General features: G+C 65.4%; 16 protein-coding genes and 1 pseudogene. 10 read left to right on the forward strand and 7 right to left on the reverse strand.

The window, feature by feature from the left end; genetic code table 11:
- The 4 genes and pseudogenes from ASG84_RS27145 to ASG84_RS19030 form a co-directional block, all read left to right on the forward strand.
- A pseudogene (locus ASG84_RS27145) lies at positions 1 to 469 on the forward strand (zinc-binding dehydrogenase); the annotation flags it as partial.
- Between the two features lie 81 nt (positions 470 to 550).
- Positions 551 to 1,183, forward strand: a complete 633-nt coding sequence (locus tag ASG84_RS19020; protein WP_057478766.1) for an MBL fold metallo-hydrolase — start codon at positions 551 to 553, stop codon at positions 1,181 to 1,183.
- A gap of 112 nt (positions 1,184 to 1,295) precedes the next feature.
- Positions 1,296 to 2,006 carry a DUF5642 family protein gene (locus ASG84_RS19025; protein ID WP_082521093.1) on the forward strand — a complete coding sequence of 237 codons (711 nt, stop codon included), beginning with the start codon at positions 1,296 to 1,298 and terminating at the stop codon, positions 2,004 to 2,006.
- A gap of 149 nt (positions 2,007 to 2,155) precedes the next feature.
- On the forward strand, positions 2,156 to 3,268 hold the full coding sequence (locus ASG84_RS19030) for a DUF4192 domain-containing protein (RefSeq protein ID WP_156399619.1): 1,113 nt from the start codon (positions 2,156 to 2,158) through the stop codon (positions 3,266 to 3,268).
- A 16-nt stretch (positions 3,269 to 3,284) separates the two neighbouring features.
- Here ASG84_RS19030 and galE read toward each other — a convergent pair whose 3' ends face one another.
- Both galE and ASG84_RS19040 read right to left on the reverse strand, forming a co-directional pair.
- A complete protein-coding gene (galE, locus tag ASG84_RS19035; protein ID WP_057478593.1) occupies positions 3,285 to 4,265 on the reverse strand; it encodes a UDP-glucose 4-epimerase GalE in 981 nt (326 codons plus the stop codon).
- A gap of 46 nt (positions 4,266 to 4,311) precedes the next feature.
- A complete protein-coding gene (locus ASG84_RS19040) occupies positions 4,312 to 4,998 on the reverse strand; it encodes a metal-dependent transcriptional regulator (RefSeq protein ID WP_032377729.1) in 687 nt (228 codons plus the stop codon).
- A gap of 185 nt (positions 4,999 to 5,183) precedes the next feature.
- Between ASG84_RS19040 and ASG84_RS19045 the strand changes: the two genes are divergently transcribed.
- Positions 5,184 to 6,452 carry an acetoin utilization protein AcuC gene (locus ASG84_RS19045; protein ID WP_057478594.1) on the forward strand — a complete coding sequence of 423 codons (1,269 nt, stop codon included), beginning with the start codon at positions 5,184 to 5,186 and terminating at the stop codon, positions 6,450 to 6,452.
- A gap of 67 nt (positions 6,453 to 6,519) precedes the next feature.
- Positions 6,520 to 9,177 (forward strand): bifunctional acetate--CoA ligase family protein/GNAT family N-acetyltransferase, encoded by a 2,658-nt coding sequence (locus ASG84_RS19050; RefSeq protein WP_057478768.1) that lies wholly within the window; start codon positions 6,520 to 6,522, stop codon positions 9,175 to 9,177.
- Positions 9,178 to 9,303: 126 nt separating this feature from the next.
- Here the strand turns inward: ASG84_RS19050 and ASG84_RS19055 are convergent, their stop codons facing one another.
- The 3 genes from ASG84_RS19055 to ASG84_RS19065 form a co-directional block, all read right to left on the reverse strand.
- Entirely contained in the window at positions 9,304 to 10,275 is a 972-nt protein-coding gene (locus tag ASG84_RS19055) for a sigma-70 family RNA polymerase sigma factor (RefSeq protein WP_032377730.1), read from the reverse strand.
- A gap of 180 nt (positions 10,276 to 10,455) precedes the next feature.
- The gene (locus tag ASG84_RS19060; RefSeq protein ID WP_057478595.1) at positions 10,456 to 11,949 is read right to left on the reverse strand and encodes a DUF7782 domain-containing protein; all 1,494 of its coding nucleotides are present in this window, start codon (positions 11,947 to 11,949) and stop codon (positions 10,456 to 10,458) included.
- Between the two features lie 33 nt (positions 11,950 to 11,982).
- The gene (locus ASG84_RS19065) at positions 11,983 to 12,351 is read right to left on the reverse strand and encodes a DUF3099 domain-containing protein (RefSeq protein WP_057478596.1); all 369 of its coding nucleotides are present in this window, start codon (positions 12,349 to 12,351) and stop codon (positions 11,983 to 11,985) included.
- Positions 12,352 to 12,443: 92 nt separating this feature from the next.
- Between ASG84_RS19065 and ASG84_RS19070 the strand changes: the two genes are divergently transcribed.
- Positions 12,444 to 12,680 (forward strand): DUF3039 domain-containing protein, encoded by a 237-nt coding sequence (locus ASG84_RS19070; RefSeq protein ID WP_032378432.1) that lies wholly within the window; start codon positions 12,444 to 12,446, stop codon positions 12,678 to 12,680.
- 4 nt (positions 12,681 to 12,684) lie between these two features.
- Here ASG84_RS19070 and ASG84_RS19075 read toward each other — a convergent pair whose 3' ends face one another.
- A complete protein-coding gene (locus ASG84_RS19075) occupies positions 12,685 to 13,752 on the reverse strand; it encodes a YihY/virulence factor BrkB family protein (RefSeq protein ID WP_057478769.1) in 1,068 nt (355 codons plus the stop codon).
- A gap of 189 nt (positions 13,753 to 13,941) precedes the next feature.
- Between ASG84_RS19075 and ASG84_RS19080 the strand changes: the two genes are divergently transcribed.
- The gene (locus ASG84_RS19080) at positions 13,942 to 15,678 is read left to right on the forward strand and encodes a DEAD/DEAH box helicase (RefSeq protein ID WP_057478597.1); all 1,737 of its coding nucleotides are present in this window, start codon (positions 13,942 to 13,944) and stop codon (positions 15,676 to 15,678) included.
- 114 nt (positions 15,679 to 15,792) lie between these two features.
- Here ASG84_RS19080 and ASG84_RS19085 read toward each other — a convergent pair whose 3' ends face one another.
- Positions 15,793 to 15,987: a DUF7455 domain-containing protein gene (locus ASG84_RS19085; RefSeq protein ID WP_032377734.1), complete on the reverse strand. Its 195-nt coding sequence runs from the start codon at positions 15,985 to 15,987 to the stop codon at positions 15,793 to 15,795.
- 233 nt (positions 15,988 to 16,220) lie between these two features.
- Here ASG84_RS19085 and ASG84_RS19090 point away from each other — a divergent pair, with 233 nt between their 5' ends.
- Complete coding sequence (locus ASG84_RS19090; RefSeq protein ID WP_057478598.1) at positions 16,221 to 17,150, forward strand: EamA family transporter; 930 nt, start codon at positions 16,221 to 16,223, stop codon at positions 17,148 to 17,150.
- A gap of 28 nt (positions 17,151 to 17,178) precedes the next feature.
- Positions 17,179 to 17,538 (forward strand): DUF952 domain-containing protein, encoded by a 360-nt coding sequence (locus ASG84_RS19095; RefSeq protein WP_057478599.1) that lies wholly within the window; start codon positions 17,179 to 17,181, stop codon positions 17,536 to 17,538.
- Positions 17,539 to 17,657: the final 119 nt, after the last annotated feature.

Here is a 17,657-nt window from a genome sequence, read left to right on the forward strand (position 1 = left end):
GACGATCATCGCCGTCGACCGCGACAAAGGAAAACTCGACTGGGCTCTCGACCTCGGTGCCACCCACACCGTCGACGCCTCCGCCGTCGACGCGGTCGAAGCCATTCAGGAGTTGACCGGCGGGTTCGGTGCCGATGTCGTCATCGACGCCGTCGGTCGCCCGGAAACGTGGAAACAAGCCTTCTACGCCCGCGATCTGGCCGGGACCGTGGTCCTCGTCGGGGTCCCGACCCCGGAGATGACCCTCGAGATGCCGCTCATCGACTTCTTCTCCCGCGGCGGATCGCTCAAGTCGTCCTGGTACGGCGACTGCCTGCCCGAGCGCGACTTCCCGCAGTTGGTGGATCTGTATCAGCAGGGCCGGTTGCCGCTCGAGAAGTTCGTCTCCGAACGCATCGGCATCGACGACGTCGAGGCCGCGTTCGACAAGATGCATCAGGGCACCGTGCTGCGTCGAGAAGTTCGTCTCCGAACGCATCGGCATCGACGACGTCGAGGCCGCGTTCGACAAGATGCATCAGGGCACCGTGCTGCGTTCGGTCGTGGTCCTGTGAGCGGGACCTTCCGAGTCCAGAACGTCGTCACCTCCGGGACGTTCGCTCTCGACGGCGGCGAGTGGGATGTGGACAACAACATCTGGCTGATCGGCGACGACGACGAGGTAGTCATCGTCGACGCCGCCCACACCGCCGCACCGATCGTCGACGCCGTCGCCGGCCGAACCGTCCGCGCGATCGTCTGCACTCACGGTCACAACGACCACGTCACCGTCGCCCCGCAACTCTCGATCGAGTTGGATGCGCCGATTCTGCTGCACAGCGCCGACGACATGCTGTGGGAGCAGACCCATCCCGGCGTCGGGCACATGGTCCTCGAGGACGGCCAGCGGATCACCGTCGCTGGAACCGACATCCTGGCGCTGCACACCCCCGGGCATTCACCCGGCTCGACGTGCCTGTACCTACCCGAAGCAGGGGAGTTGTTCTCCGGCGACACCCTCTTCTCGGGCGGCCCGGGAGCCACCGGACGCTCGTTCTCGGATTTCCCGACCATCATCGGATCCATCCGCGATCGGCTCTTCGCGCTGCCCGTCGACACCCGCGTCAACACCGGCCACGGTGACGGAACCCGCATCGGCGACGAAGCACCGCACCTCGAGGAGTGGATCGCCCGCGGGAGCTGAATTCGCGACACCGCGGCGGGTCGCCTGCCGCGTTCGAGGTCGTCGGAATGAGACAGTGGTGGGGCGCCGGAGCGTGTGCTGCGGCGTCCCACCGACCCGAAGAGGACGTCTTGTGAGCCCCGCCGCACGCAGAACCCGCCTGTCCATCGCCGCGACCCCGGCAGCGATCGCAGCTCTCGTGCTGGTCGGCTGCAGCTCCACCGTCACGGGCACTCCCGAGCCCAGTGCGGGTGCCCCCACCTCGTCGTCGCAGTCCGGCGTGGATCTGAACACGTTGCTGATCGACCCGTCCAGCTTCCCGGCACCGTACGACGCCCTGGTGCTGCCCCAGCAGGCCATCTCGCAGGCCGCCCCCGACCTCAGCGGGATACCGGCCGGTGCCGAGGTCAGTCCAGCCGGATGCAAACCTGCCGATCAGGATTTCGGCCCCACCGGTACGGCCATGATCGTCGGCACCGACAACGACAGCCGGTCGACCATCTCGATCGAATTGACTGCAGTGGACGAACCGCTCTCGGCGCGCAAGGAGCAGCTCGAACAATGCGGCGAGGTCACGGCAACCAAATCGGGCGCAACCTCGACGGTGACCTCCACGTTGACCCCTGCACCCCCGATCGATGCGGACGACACGTTGGCCGTCCGTCAGACGGTGGCGTCGGGAGCCGGTGGCGACGCGGTCACGCAGTCGATGCTGACGCTCATGGCACAGATCGACAACGTCCGGGTGTCGGCGACCTTCATGTCGTTCGGTTCCGAGACGCCCGACGCGATGACGCTCGACGAGCTCTTCACTGCGGCGGTGCAGAAGGTCAAACAAAGCTGATGCGCGCCTAGCAGAAGTGGCAGACAGACAACGGTCGACAACTGCGCGTGGGCACGGTTCGTGCACAGGAGGCCGGTGCTCCACAGGGCAGTACGGAGGCCCAGCTCACGCCGAATTCTACGAAGCCGGTGCCGCGAGAATTTCGGTTCATGAACACACCGATGAATTCTCACGACAATGTCCACTCTCGCCGCCACGTCCGACTCGGCGACGCCGGCGATCTGATGGCGGCGGTACCGGCCATGCTCGGCTTTCATCCCCACCGTTCGATCGTGCTCATCGCGGTCGAGGACGGTGGCGCGGGCGTCGGACCCACGATGCGCCACGACTTGGTGCTGGCAGGTGAGCACATCGATCGTCGCGCCGGCAGCGGCACTCGTACGACCCCGGAGATGCTCGACGTCATCGGCTATCTCGCGGGCTATTGCGCGTCGGAGAACATCCCGGCCGTCATTGCGGTGTTCGTCGACGACCGGCTCGATCGGGCCGTCCGCGGTGTCCATCTGCTCGATGTCGAGGCCGTGGTGGGGGAGCTCGTCACCACTCTTGCATCGTTCGGGATAGAGCTCAGTTGCGCCCTCGCGACGGCGGAGATCGCCGACTCCGCCGTGTGGTGGTCGCTGTCCGGGCCCCAGCGGCACGGCCGGATGTCCGATCCGTCGACGTCGCCGCTGACCGTCGCCCGCGTACTCGACGGCTACTCGGTACGACGGTCGAGGCGAGAGCTGGCCGAGACCATCGCGCCGGGCCCCGAGGGCACAGTACGGGCCGTGGCCGCCGAAATCTCGCGGCTCGGTCGAAGCGGACGTTCTCGCAGCGACGAGTTGACGGCTGTCCTGTCCTACGTTGCGCGGGCCCCGTACGACACCGAATTGGACCCGGTCGACATTGCTCGGATCGCTGTCGCGATTCGTGTGGTTCAGGTTCGCGACGCGCTGCTTGCCTTGACGCTCGGCGACGATGCGGGGTTCGTCGAGGAGTTCTGGGCGATGATCTCCCGTGTGCTGCCCAGGCGCGAACGAGCGATTGCTGCAACGCTTCTGGCGTTCAGCGCGTATGTGCGCGGCGACGGACCGATGGCCCGTATCGCGATCGATGCGGCCCTGGAAGTGGATGAGAAGTACAGCCTGGCGCTCTTGCTGGACAGATCCCTCAGTGTCGGTGCCGGCCCGGAACTCGTTCGCGAAGTCGCCGAAAGTGGATTCGCCTGTGCACGTGCGTGCGGCGTTCGGCTACCCGGCGATCCGTTCGGCCGACGCTGATCGCGCTGCGAGCGCGTCAGTGTGCGGCGTGGGAACGATCGCCGAGTTGCTGCAGAAAGGCCCAGGCGTCGGCCACGATCCGATCGAGATCGGCGAGCTCGGGCGACCACTTCAGCTCCTCCATCGCTCGTGCGCTGGAGGCGATGAGAACGGCAGGATCGCCCGCGCGACGGGGAGCGTGGTCGACGGTGATGGGCAGCCCGGTGACCCTCTCGCAGGACGAGATCACCTCGTGCACAGAGAATCCGGTACCGCTACCGAGGTTGTAGACGGTGTGCTCACCCGGTTGCGCCGCGTCGACCGCAAGAATGTGCGCTTCGGCGAGATCAGCGACGTGTATGTAGTCGCGGACGGCCGTGCCGTCGGGAGTGGGCCAGTCCGTGCCGAATACCGAGATCTTCTCGCGCTGCCCGAGCGCAACCTGCAGCACGAGCGGGATCAGATGGGTTTCGACGACACGATTCTCACCGAAACCGTTGTACGCACCGGCGACGTTGAAATAGCGGAGGCTGGTGGCGGCCAGACCGTACGCCGACGCATAGGACGTGATCGCATGGTCGATCGCGAGTTTGGTGGCACCGTAAGGATTGGTAGGCCGGGTAGGAGCATCCTCGGTGATCGGCGTCTTCTCGGGTTCGCCGTACGTGGCAGCGGTCGAGGAGAACACCAGTTTCGGAGTGCCGGAGGCACGCATCGCGTCGAGCAGGGCCAGCGTGGTGACCACATTCCCGCTCCAGTACTTGTCGGGTGCGACCACCGACTCGCCCACGAGCGACTGCGCGGCAAAATGCAGAACGGCATCGAACCCGCCGCCGCTCAGCACCTCCGCAGCCACATCTCTGACGTCACCCTCGACGAACGTGGCACCATCGGGCACAGCGTCCCGGTTCCCGGTGGACAGGTTGTCCACGACGACGACGTCGTGGCCGCGCTCGAGGAGCACGGCTGCACACACACTGCCGACGTACCCTGCACCACCGGTAACCAGAAGCTTCACTGTTCGCTCTCCCTCACACGCTCGCGGCGCAGCCGGCAGTGTGAGGTCAGACCCTCTTCACCTGGACGGCATGCGCCATTTCGTCGGATATGTCGACACCGCTGTGTCCTGGCACGGTGATCGTGACGGACCCGGGCTTGGCCTCGACTGTAACCCGCGCGTCGGGAACGACGCCCGCTTCACGAAGCTGGGCTATCACTTCGGGATCGGACTGAACGTGCTCGGCCAGACGGCGTACGACCACTGCGGTCGGCTGGCCGACCGGCACATCGGTGAGACGGATGAGGGCCTCGGGTGCAAGGGTCGACTGACCGAGACCGAGCTCGGCCAACCCGGGGATGGGGTTCCCGTACGGCGATGTGGTCGGGTTGTTCAGCACGGCGACCAGACGACGCTCGACTTCCTCGCTCATCACGTGCTCCCAACGGCACGCCTCGGCGTGTACGTCTTCCCAACGCAGACCGATGATGTCCACCAGCAGCCGTTCCGCCAAGCGGTGTTTACGCATGACGGCAACTGCCAGACTGCGACCTTTCTCGGTCAGCTCGAGGTGCCGATCTCCTGCGACGGACAGCAGGCCGTCGCGCTCCATTCGCGCAACGGTTTGGCTGACGGTGGGACCACTTTGTTCTAGCCGTTCGGCGATTCGCGCGCGAAGCGGAATCACACCCTCTTCTTCCAAATCGTAGATCGTCCGGAGGTACATCTCCGTGGTGTCGACCAGATCCTTCACACTCAACCCCTTCGTCGGGCTCGATCCTACCGTCAGCGCCCCGAAATCGGCGCTGCACCCAACCGGCACGGGCGCGGCGCACCACAACGGTGCTCATCGTTTCCCGTGGCTTCTCACAGGGGGACATGAAGGACAACACCGGAACCGTGCCACACCATCCCACCCGACAACGTAGTTTTGTCCGTATGTCTGACAAGGCGACACGCGCCGCCGAGTACATCCCGAACGACCCCGCGGACATCGTCGTGTGGAGCAAGGATTATCTCGGCTACCGGTGGAGCGACGACCACCCGATGAATCCCACTCGACTCGATCTGACCATGGCACTGGCCACCGACATCGGAGTGCTCGCGGGAGTCGAACTCGTCGAACCCTCGGCCGCCCCGGATTCCGAGCTGCTCCGATTTCACACGAGCGCCTACATCGAGGCGGTCAAACGAGCACCGTCGCAGGGCCCGGCCCTTCGTGATCCCGACGATGTCGTCCATGGGCTCGGTTCCGACGACAATCCGGTGTTTCCGCAGATGCACGAGGCCAGCGCCATGCTCGCCGGTGGATCCCTCGCCGCAGCGCGCGAGATCGCGTCGGGTCGTGCTCGCCGCGCGGTGAGTATCGGTGGCGGCATGCACCATGCCATGGCGGACTGGGCCTCGGGCTTCTGCGTCTACAACGACGCCGCGATTGCCATCTCGTGGTTGCTGGACAACGGATTCGACAGAATTGCGTACATCGACGTCGACGCCCATCACGGTGACGGCGTCCAGGCAGCGTTTCTCGGCGACCCCCGCGTACTCACCGTCTCCCTGCACCAACATCCGGCGACACTGTGGCCGAACACCGGTTGGTCTACCGAGGTGGGAACCGAAGGCGGTGAAGGAACCTCGATCAACGTCCCGTTGCTGCCGGGCACCGCAGATCGGTTGTGGTTGCGTGCGTTCCACGCGATCGTCCCCGGCGCCATAGGGGCGTTCAAGCCCCAGATCATCGTCAGTCAATGCGGTGTCGACAGTCACCGCGAGGATCCCCTCGCGGATCTCGCCCTGACCGTCGACGGCCAGAATGCCGCATTCCTGGCCATGCGCGATCTCGCCGACAAGCACTCCGAGGGCAGATGGTTGGCCGTCGGCGGCGGCGGATACGGCCTCGTGCGTGTGGTCCCGCGCTCGTGGACGTACCTCATCGCCGCTGCGCTCGGCCGCGAGATCGATCCGACATCAGCGCTGCCGGACACCTGGCGTGAGCGAGTGCGGACGATGGCACCGAGTGTCGACCTCCCGCAGACCATGGGTGACGGGGGAGATGTGGACTATCCCGCCTGGGACGGACCCGGTGGGTCGCTCGCCGGAACCGACGGCACCGACAGGGCGCTCGAACGCGTCGACTCGGCGATCACAGCCACCCGTCGAGCAGTGTTTCCGCTGCTCGGACTCGATCCGGAGGACCCGCGTGACTGATCCGACCGGCACCTCGTCGCCGGATTCCCCGTCCGACGAACCTGCCGCTGAGCCCAGCGCACACGACCTGGCACGAGAGCGCGCGGAAACGTCGTTCCCGCGCCATTGGGTTGCCGACGTACTGACATCCGACGGTGGCGTCGTGCACCTTCGCCCTATCGTCCCGTCGGACTCCGAGCGCATCGTCGCCTTCCACGGGCGACTCTCCGAGCGGACCAGGTACCTCCGGTATTTCGGTCCCTACCCCACCATGCCCCAGCGCGACGTGCTCAACTTCACCACCGTCGATCACCACGACCGGGTTGCGTTCGTCGCCGTACTCGGTGACGACATCATCGCGGTCGGCCGGTACGAACGTCTGCCCGAGGGCGACGGCAACTCGGCCGAAGTGGCCTTCGTCGTCGCCGACGCACACCAGGGCCGCGGACTCGGACCGATTCTGCTCGAACATCTCGCAGGGGCTGCGGCCGAGAACGGCGTCGACATGTTCGTGGCCGAGGTGCTCGCCGAGAACCGGAACATGGTCACGGTCTTCCGAGAGGCGGGCTACCAGGTCAGCAGGTCCTTCGAGGGCGGCGTGCTGCGGCTGGAATTTGCCATCGATCCGAGCGAGGCACTGCTGTCGGTGCGCAATTCACGTGAGCGAGCCGCCGAGGCCCGCAGCGTCCGCAACGTGCTCAGTCCCCGTTCGGTGGCCGTGATCGGAGCGTCGACGGACAGCTCGAAGGTGGGCAATGCAGTGCTCGCGAATCTGTTGGCCGGCAACTTCACCGGCCCCGTCTATCCGGTCAACGCAGACCATCGATCGGTCCGCGGCGTTCGTGCCTACGCCACGGTGCACGACATTCCCGACCCCGTGGATCTCGCGATCGCCGCGGTTCCGGCCGACGCCATCGACGCAGTACTCGACGACTGTCTCGACAAAGGTGTGAAAGCACTGTTGGTGGTGTCGGGTGGATTCGGCGAGACCGGTCCTGCGGGGCAGGAGAGCGAGCGCCGACTGGTGCTCGCAGCGCGGGCGCACGGGATGCGATTGATCGGGCCCAACGCGCTCGGAGTGGCGAACACCGACCCCGAGTTCGGTTTGAACGCCACGCTCGCTCCGCATCTGCCGACGCCCGGCAACGTCGGTTTCTTCTGTCAGTCCGGCGCTCTCGGCATCGCGATCCTGGACGAGGCGGCCAACCGCAGGCTCGGTCTCTCCACATTCGTCTCGGCAGGCAACCGCGCCGACGTGTCCGGCAACGATCTGCTGCAGTACTGGGACTCGGACCCGGCTACCGAGGTGATCCTGCTGTACCTCGAGAGCTTCGGTAACCCCAGAAAGTTCACCAGAATCGCCCGTCGGGTGGCGCGTAGCAAGCCCATCATCGCCGTCAAGAGTGGACGCGGAGCCGTTCCGCCCGCACATGCGATCGGTGCCGACATCGACGATTCGATCGTCCGCGCTCTGTTCGCACAGGCCGGAGTCATCCAGGTCGACACGATCTCCGAGTTGTTCGACTGCGCCGTTTTGTTCGGTAATCAGCCTCTCCCGGTCGGGCCGAGAGTCGCAGTCGTCGGGAACTCGACGGCGCTCGGTGTGCTGGCGGTCGATGCTGCGCGGGCCAAGGGTTTGCACGCGAGTACACCCATCGATGTGGGGCCCCAAGCCGGTCCCGAGAATTTCGCCGAGGCCGTCTCGTCAGCGCTCGCCGCGTCGGACATCGACGCTGTCATCGTCGTGTTCGTGCCCCCTGTTGCCGTCGAGGTCGAACCGTTCGCGGCGGCCCTGGGAAACGCCGTCCGGGGATCCGACAAGCCCGTGCTGTCCACGTTCCTCGCCACCGAGGGTATTCCCGACGTACTGGCCGTACGAGGGCCGAGCGGTCATCCGATTCGTGGTTCGGTTCCCTCGTACTCGAGCCCGGAGCGGGCGGTTGCTGCTCTCGCCGCGGCATGGCGCTACTCCTCGTGGCGTTCGCGACCGGTGTCGAACCTGGTTCGGCCCAAGAGCATCGATTCCGAGGGTGCGAAGAACCTGGTCGAGCGATGGCGTTCGGCCGGTGATCGTGGACGCTGGCTCTCGGATGTCGAGACCGCAGAACTGCTTGCATGCTACGGGTTGGAGGTGGTCCCGTTCCGCGTCGTGACCGACGAGGACGAGGCCGTTGCCGCAGCCGACGAGCTGGGCTACCCGGTGGCGGTCAAGGCGACGGGGGAACGGTGGCGGCACCGACCCGATCTCGGGGGAGTGCGGCTGGATATGGCGGACGCTTCCGCAGTCCGGGTGGCGTACCGCAATCTGGCAGCCGATTCGGGCGAGCCGCTGCTGCACGTGCAGCGGATGGCGGTCAAAGGAATCGGCTGCGTCGTACGGGTTCAGGACGACCCGTCGTTCGGCTCGCTCATCTCGTTCGGTCTGGCCGGAGTCATCTCGGACCTGTTGGGCGACCGGGCGTTTCGGGTCCTTCCGTTGACCGAGGACGAAGCTGCCCAATTGATCGACGCGCCCAAGGCTGCGCCGCTGCTGTCCGGGTATCGCAATGCGGTGCCTGTCGACAAGAAGGCCTTGATCGACCTGGTTCAGCGGATATCCGCACTCGCAGAGGACATCCCCGACATTCGGGAAATTTCGTGCGAGCCGGTGCTGGCGTCCGCCGAAGGCGCGCACATCACCGATGCGCGCGTGCGCATAGGGCCAGAACCGACCAAGGCAGATCTCGGCCCACGTCGGCTGCGCTGACCGAGACCGGCTTCGAAACGGCGGAAGCCGAGTCGACGTCCCCGGGTGGGAAATGTCGACTCGGCTACCGCATGCGTCGGCTGGAACCGGGATGGTTACCGCTGCTCCACCGGTCGGTGGCTGCGCTCAGCTGGCGTAGGACCGCAGCTTCTCGGCGCGATCGCCCTGCCGCAGCTTGACCATCACCTCGCGCTCGATCTGACGAACACGCTCGCGGGAGAGCCCGAACAGTTTGCCGATCTGGTCGAGGGTGCGGGGCTGCCCGTCGTCCAGGCCGTAACGAAGCCGAATGACCTGCTGCTCACGCTCATCGAGCGTGCCGAGTACTACTCGAACATCGCTGTGCAGCAAACCGGCGATGACGGCATTCTCGGCCGACGTCGCTTCCGAGTCCTCGATGAAGTCGCCGAGGGGCGCTTCCTCGTCGCTGCCGACCGGCATGTCCAGGCTCACCGGATCGCGGCTGTGGTCGAGCAGGTCGGCGATCTTCTCGACGGCGATGCCCGATTCGCTGGACAGCTCCTCGTCGGTCGCCTCACGGCCGAGTTGCTGATGTAGCTCACGCTTGATTCTGGCCAGCTTGTTGACCTGTTCCACCAAGTGGACAGGTAGCCGGATCGTGCGACTCTGATCTGCCATGCCGCGGGTGATGGCCTGCCGGATCCACCAGGTGGCGTACGTGGAGAACTTGAATCCCTTGGCGTAGTCGAACTTCTCCATTGCGCGAATCAGGCCCAGGTTGCCTTCCTGGATCAGGTCGAGCAAAGGCATACCGCGACCGGTGTACCGCTTGGCAAGGGAGACGACCAGGCGCAGATTGGCCTCCAGCAAGTGGCTGCGTGCGGCGCTTCCGTCGCGAACGATGATGGCGAGGTTGCGCTTCTTGACAGCGCTCAGGCGCTTGGTGTTCTCGAGAACCTGCTTGGCGTACAGACCAGCCTCGATCCTCTTGGCGAGATCGACTTCTTCGGCAGCCGTCAGCAGTGCCGTGCGACCGATGCCGTTGAGGTAAACGCGAACGAGATCGGCTGCCGGGCTCTGGGCGTCCAGATCGGCATCGGTGGGCCGTGGACGAATCGTGGTGCTGGGGCTGGTCATGACTTGCCTCCTGGTCGGTGGTGTCTCACAGGGTTCAACGCTCGGGAGACTCCGATAAGTTCCCACGCCGATCCTTCTGATACCCGCGTGACCAGGGATTACGTCAGGGTTGTCCTGAGAAGTTGCTGAGAACTGAAGGCGGTGGGAACGGCACCTCGCACCACGCGGTCCGCGGCGGTCTCAGCGGACCGGCAGAACGAGACCGTGCCGGACGAGCCCCTGCATCATCGTCACGGCATGCGCAGCCAGATCTTCTGGATCTTCGTCGTGCGCAGCAGCGAGCAGCTCGACCAATTCACCGACCGGCAGGCCATCGGGTCGAAGCCCGGCGAGCAGTGCTGCACCGAGTTCGTCGACGTCGTGCTGCCACTGCGGGCCGTTGCCTCGGTGAACTCGCACCGCCACCTGAGCCCAACCCTCGTCGCCGGGTAGATAAACGCGTTCGAGTGCCGTGTCGGGGTCCAGTGTGAGCACCGAATCGAGAATGTCGTGCTCCCGCAGCCAATCCAACCGCGCGAAGTACTCGACCGATTCGTTACCGAGGGGGTCCGAGAAGCCATGAGTGAGCTCCTCGGCCAGAAGATCGCTCGGTGTATCGGTAGCGCGAAGATAGACGAAGCCGAAACCGATTCCCTCGACGTCGGCGGCAGCGAAATGGTCGAGCCAGGACTGTGCCACCTCGGCCGCGTCGGGATCACGAGGGTCGAGGCCTCCGTCGCGCATCCAGGTGCCGACGTAGAGAGCAGGATCGGCGACGTCGCGTTCGACCACCCAGGCGTCGACCCCGTGCGCAGGCAGCCACGACGCGACCCGTGTGCGCCAGTCCTCACCTCGGACATGGACCCAGGACGCCAGGATGGCAGCCGTGCCACCCGGGGCAAGGTGTGCCGGGGCCTGCCCGATCATCAGCGCGCTTGCACCGTCGAGATCGAGGCCGGAATCGCGATAGGAATGCTGCACCTCGGCGCGCCCGACGACGAACGGTGGATTGGCCACGATGCGATCGAACCTGCGCCCCGCCACCGGCTCGAACCACGACCCGTGGAGCAGCTCGACCCGAAGGCCGTTGAGCGCCATCGTCGCTGCGGCGAGATCCATGGATCTGGGGCTGATGTCGGTTGCAGTCACCTGCTCGGCATAAGCGCAGGCGTGGACGGCTTGGACGCCGCAGCCGGTGCCGACGTCCAGAACGGTCGAGACCGGTGACGTGGGCGTCCCCCGCAGCAGTGACAGGGAGGCCTGGCCGACGCCCAACACGTGGTCGGCTGCGGTCTCGGCCACTCGCATGCTGCCGTCCGGATCCGAGACGATCCACCGCGTACCGTGGCCGGCATCGAGCGGTCGAATGTCGAGCAATGTCCGCACCGTAGACCCGGTGCGGTGGAGAATGCCCGCCTCGATCGCGGCGCGGACAGTAAGCGGCGCAATGGCGTCGGCGACGTCCGATTCGGGACAATCGTCCACGAGAAGAAACAGGCGCACCAGAACGCCGAGCGGGCCGCCGTTCTGGCTGGCGTTGCGAACCGGCACCGGCTCACTGCGCCCCAGAGCGGCATGCGCGTCATCTCCCAGCAGCGCCAGGACGCCATCGGCGTCGTAACCTGTCCGCTCGAAGGCCTGCCTGAGTTCGACGGCTGCGGCGGCGAGCAAGGATCTGGAGTTCGATGCGGTCACGGGGCAAGTGTCGCATCGAGTGTCGCCGAGCTGTCAGTCGTCGCCTGGTTCGATCACGCGGTGGTTGCTCGACTCCAACTGCGGCGCGTCGATGGTTCGATAGTCGTACCGGCTCATTTCGTCCTTCGTGCGCGGCGGTCGATCGTTGGCGATCAGCACCGCCATCCACGGGAGCGGAATGGACACGCCGACTATCGCCATGGAGATCCACGGATTCATCCACATTCCGTAGGCGAGGGCAGCCAACACCAACGCCGGGATGCGGAAGGACATGATGAACATGTACTTGCGTACACGCTTCTTGTGTTGCTCTTCGACCGACTGCTGTGCCTCGGTGATCAGGACAGGCCCATCCGGCGAGTCGCTGTACGCGCTGCCGTCGAACCCTGGGGTTCTTGTCATAACTCCACTGTGGCACTACTGCTCACAGAATGCTTGCGACGAGCGTGTGCAACCGGTTACCCCTCGCTGGATCGACGGATTAATCTGTGTCCATGAGCACTCAGACGAAGGATCGTCCCGATATCGCACCGGACGAAACCACCGAGGACGACCGGCCGAAGTTCTTCCACTACGTCAAGAAGAACAAGATCGCCGAGAGCGCGGTCATGGGTACGCACGTCGTCGCTCTGTGCGGTGAGGTGTTTCCCGTCACCAAGTCCGCGAAGCCCGGTTCTCCCGTGTGTCCCGACTGCAAGAAGATCTACGAGGGCTTGAAGAAAGGCGAGTAACGACCTATTCGGCTGTGGTTTCGGGGCGATCCGGCCGAACTCTGTCTCCCGCCAGCTTGATCGGACCCGCGGCGAGCCGTCGAGCAACGGCCGTCACCGGTCCCGACGGCTTCTCGTCGGTGGCCGCCTGCGCGGCGATCCACTCGCGCATCTGATCCATCCGAGTTGCCCGAGCCGGCCAGAACTCCTGAATCGTGGCGTTGAACTCGGCTCCGAGGACGACGGCAAAGCCGAGGAAGAACGTGAACAGCAAGAATGCGATCGGCGTGGCCAGCGCGCCGTAGGTGTACCCCGTGCTGGTCACCCAGGTGAGGTATCGGCGGAGCACTGCACTGGCGATCATGAAGAACACGCCGGCGAGCAGAGCTCCACCGAGCAGCCGGTGCCACGGCAACGAGGTGTGCAGCGCGAGCTTGTACAAAGTGGTCAGTCCCACGATCAGCAGCAGCCCGACCGCCGGGTAGTAGAAGAAGTCGATCAGCTCGCTCCCGAAAGTGATCCACGAATCGGGCAATATCTGCTGGACGTAGACCGGCCCCAGTGCGACGAGCGGGAGCACGAACACCGCAATGATGAGAAAGCCGACGTACAGCAGCAGCGCAAAGAACCTTTGCCAGACGGGGTTTCGCGCGTCGGCCTGCCCGTGCGCCTCCACGATCGAGTCCACGAACGTCGATATCGCCGACGAGCCGGCCCACAGCGAGAGCAGGAAGCCGACCGAGACGATCTCGCCGCTACCCTGCGCGAGGACGTCTCGGACGGTCGGCGCGATGATCTGATCGACCACGCTGCTGCTGAACAGCGTGTTGCTGAAAGTGATGATCTTGGACTCGATGATGCCGACGGTGTTGGGCCCGAACCATCCGCCGACGAATCCCAGGCTGCCCAGCACACCGAGTAGGAGGGGCGGCAACGAGAGGGTCTGCCAGAATGCCGCCGTGGCGGCCTTGCTGAAGATCGAGTCGTCCCACGCTTTGCTCAGGGTGCGGAGCGTCACTTTCCACGCCGCACGTATCGGCTTTCTCGCCGACATCCGTTCCGGTGTCGGCGTAACCCCTGTTGACTCGGTCATGGTCACCCCAGCATTCCTGACCGATGGCGTCTTCGCCTAACGACCGACCCGCCGTGTCGCGTCCGATTCACCCCAGTGATGCGGGATCGGTCGGTGTGGAGCGATAGGCTCCTCCGCGGACACTGCAGGGCTACCGAGAGCGCGAGGAACTACATCGATGCCAGGAACCGGCGGCCAGTGAGCGCTGACATGTTCGATCCCACACCACGATCCGAGCAGGTGGCCGCCCCCGTGAGCGGGGGAGCGCCGCTGCGCGCGTGGCAGCGGCGTGCGCTGACGAAGTACCTGGTGGCATCACCGAAGGACTTCCTGGCCGTGGCGACACCCGGTGCTGGTAAGACGACGTTCGCTCTGCGCGTTGCTGCGGAGTTGCTGGCCCATCGCACGGTCGATCAGGTGACCGTCGTGGCACCCACCGAGCACCTCAAGCATCAGTGGGCGGAGTCGGCGGCGAGGGTGGGGATCGCTCTGGACTCACGCTTCTCGAACTCGACCGGGCAGACCTCCAGCGACTATCACGGCGTGGTCGTGACGTACGCACAGATCGCCTCGCATCCCTTCAAGCATCGGGTACGGACCGAGGCGCGCAAGACTCTCGTGATCCTCGACGAGATTCACCACGGAGGCGACGCGAAGAGCTGGGGAGAAGGCATCCGTGAGGCTTTCGGCGACGCCACCCGACGTCTCGCACTGACCGGTACGCCGTTCCGTAGCGACGACAGTCCCATCCCGTTCGTCAACTACGAACCGGACCAGGACGGGTTGATGCGGTCCAAGGCGGACCACTCGTACGGGTACTCCGACGCATTGGCCGACGGCGTCGTCCGGCCGGTGGTCTTTCTCGCGTATTCGGGTGAGGCGCGCTGGCGAGACAGTGCGGGTGAGGAATACACCGCCCGACTGGGCGAGCCGCTCAGCGCCGAGCAGACCGCACGGGCGTGGCGCACCGCGCTCGACCCGCAGGGCGACTGGATGCCTGCCGTGTTGTTGGCTGCCAACACACGTTTGGCTCAGCTGCGTGCGGGCGGAATGCCCGACGCGGGCGGGCTCGTGATCGCCACCGATCAGACGGTGGCGCGGGCGTACGCGAAGCTCATCGAGGTGATCACGGGGGAGACGCCGGCCATCGTGCTCTCGGACGATCCGACGTCCTCGGCCCGCATCGCCGAGTTCGGCAAGAGCGATCAGCGGTGGATGGTTGCCGTTCGCATGGTGTCCGAGGGCGTCGACGTTCCGCGTCTGGCCGTCGGCGTGTACGCAACCAGTGCGTCGACTCCGCTGTACTTCGCGCAGGCGATCGGTCGATTCGTGCGTTCACGTCGGAAAGGTGAGACGGCGAGTGTCTTCCTGCCGTCGGTACCGGTGCTGTTGGATCTGGCGTCGCAGCTCGAGGCGCAACGCGATCACATTCTCGGCAAGCCGCACCGTGAGAAGGACGGATTCGACGACGAGCTTCTGGCCGACGCGAACAAGCAGAAGGACGAACTCGGCGAAGAGGAGAAGGCGTACACCTCACTGGGCGCGGACGCCGAACTCGACCAGGTCATCTACGACGGTTCCTCGTTCGGAACCGCCACGTTCTCGGGTAGCGACGAGGAAGCGGACTACCTCGGATTGCCCGGTTTGCTCGACGCCACGCAGATGCGCGATCTGCTGCGTCAGCGCCAGCAGGAACAGATCGACAAGCCCGCGGCCGGCCCTGCCGTTCCGGCTCCTCCCGTCGTCAACGACAGGGCCGCCAGTGCCGGCCAGCTGGCCGGCCTGAGGCGTGAACTGAACAGTTTGGTCGCGGTGTACCACCATCGCACCGGAAAGCCGCACGGTGTCATTCACGGCGATCTGCGACGCATCTGTGGTGGCCCGCCGACGGCCATGGCGTCGGCGGATCAGTTGGGTGAGCGGATCGCCCAGCTGCGAAAGATGTAGAGCGCGATTGCGAAAAATGTGTCGCCGACACGAAAAAACGGACGGTCTGCAGACCGTCCGTTTTTTCGTGAGATTCGATCGTGGCGAACCTGCGGCCCCCGACGTCTCGGTGGGTTACACCGTGGAGTCCGATTCGGTCATCACCGTTGCGTTCACTTCACGCAGACGGGCTTCGTGCTCGGCGGCGTGGTGACCGCAGAAGAGAAGTTCTCCACCGGTCGAGAGCACGACTCGCGCGCGAGCCCCTGCACCGCACCGGTCGCACCGGTCCGCTGCTGTCAATTGTGGGCTGGTCAATGTTCCGGGCATGACTCCTCCGTACTGGCTTGCGGGTTGTCCCGTTCGCCTGGGGCCGGTCCGCCGCGTCGGTATGGCGCGGTTCGTTCACTCTGTCAGACGTATGGCGGTCACGCGTTGTTCCCGAGCGCGTTTCTTTGTGTTGTCACTAACACGAAACATGCCTCACGAGCTGGAACGTCGTGAAATCTGTTCGCTGAGAGCAGACACGGCTCGCAGCGAGCCGCGGCAGTAGGGTCGCCTTTGTGGCTTCGACTTCTCCTTCGCTCTCCGGCGCATCGAAGCTGGGTATTCCGTCGCTGTTCGTGATCGGCGCGGTGTGCATGTACGTGGGTGCGGCGATCGGTGTATTCCTGTTCGACACCGTCGACCCGGCCGCAGTGGCATGGCTGCGCGGTTTCGGCGCGGCTCTGGTGTTGGTGATCTGGCGGCGGCCCTGGCGGCACCGCGCGGGTGCGGGCGGCACGTGGTCCGGGCGGCGACTGTGCACGGCAGCCGCGTTCGGCGGTGCCACGATCGGCATGAACGCGATGTTCTACGAGGCCATTGCCCGGCTACCACTGGGTGCGGCCGTAGCGATCGAGTTTCTCGGGCCCATCGCGGTCGCAGCAGCCGGGTCGAGGAAGCCGGCCGACGTCTGTGCGCTTCTCCTGGTAGTCGGGGGCGTCGGTGCCATTGCCTCGGCGCAGTTCGAGGGCGGCGAAGTGGGCCTCGTAGGAATCGCCTTCGCGCTGGGATCGGCGGCGCTGTGGGCCGCCTACATCGTCCTGGGCAAGTCCGTTGCCGATGCGGGTCAGGGTCTCGACGACATGGCGGCCGGGTTCGGCATCGCCTCGCTGGTTCTGGCCGCGCCGTTGTTCGGTCCGTTTGCGCTGGCTCATGCCGATGCCCTGGGTGACTGGCGAATCTGGGTTCTGGGGTTGGGCGTCGGTCTGCTGTCGAGTGTGGTTCCGTACGTTCTCGATCAGTACGTTCTGGTGCGAGTCGGGAGGGCGCGATTCGCTCTGCTGCTGGCGCTTCTACCGGCGACGGCCACGGTGGTCGGCGCCGTGGTGCTGACTCAGATTCCCACGACCCTCGAGGCCGTCGGAATCGTGGCTGTCATCGCGGCGGTGGTGGTCGGTGGCCTCCCATCCGGCAGAGATCGAGGCGTTGTCGACGTTCCACCGCCCTGACAGGGGCGCAACCCGGCAGAATGAAACGGTGACAAGTAAGCAGGACGACCTCGTTCACATCTGCACTGCAGGGGAGTGGCTGTCGATGCGGGGGCAGTCCGAATACGTACCGGACTCGTACGGCGATGTGGGTTTCGTTCACCTGTCGACGCCGCAGCAGGTGCATCTGCCTGCGAATCGACTGTTCCAGGGGCGAGAGGATCTCGTTCTGCTTCGTCTGGATCCGACTCGACTGAATTCACCCGTTCGATGGGAACCCGGCGTGCCGTCCGATCCGGAGTCCATGCGCTTCCCACATCTCTACGGGCCACTACCGATCGCGGCCGTCACGGCGGTGCTGGACTACCGGCCCGGGCCGGACGGGACATTCGTAGAACCATCGATGTAACGCCGCCGACTGGGTGACGACGCCGACTAGGAGGCGACACCGCCGCCACCCACATACCGTCCCCCCCGAAAACGACGACGACCGCCGATCTCGAGGATCGACGGTCGACGTTCGTTGAA

The sequence above is a fragment of the Rhodococcus sp. Leaf278 genome (assembly GCF_001426085.1).
Classification (GTDB): domain Bacteria; phylum Actinomycetota; class Actinomycetes; order Mycobacteriales; family Mycobacteriaceae; genus Rhodococcoides.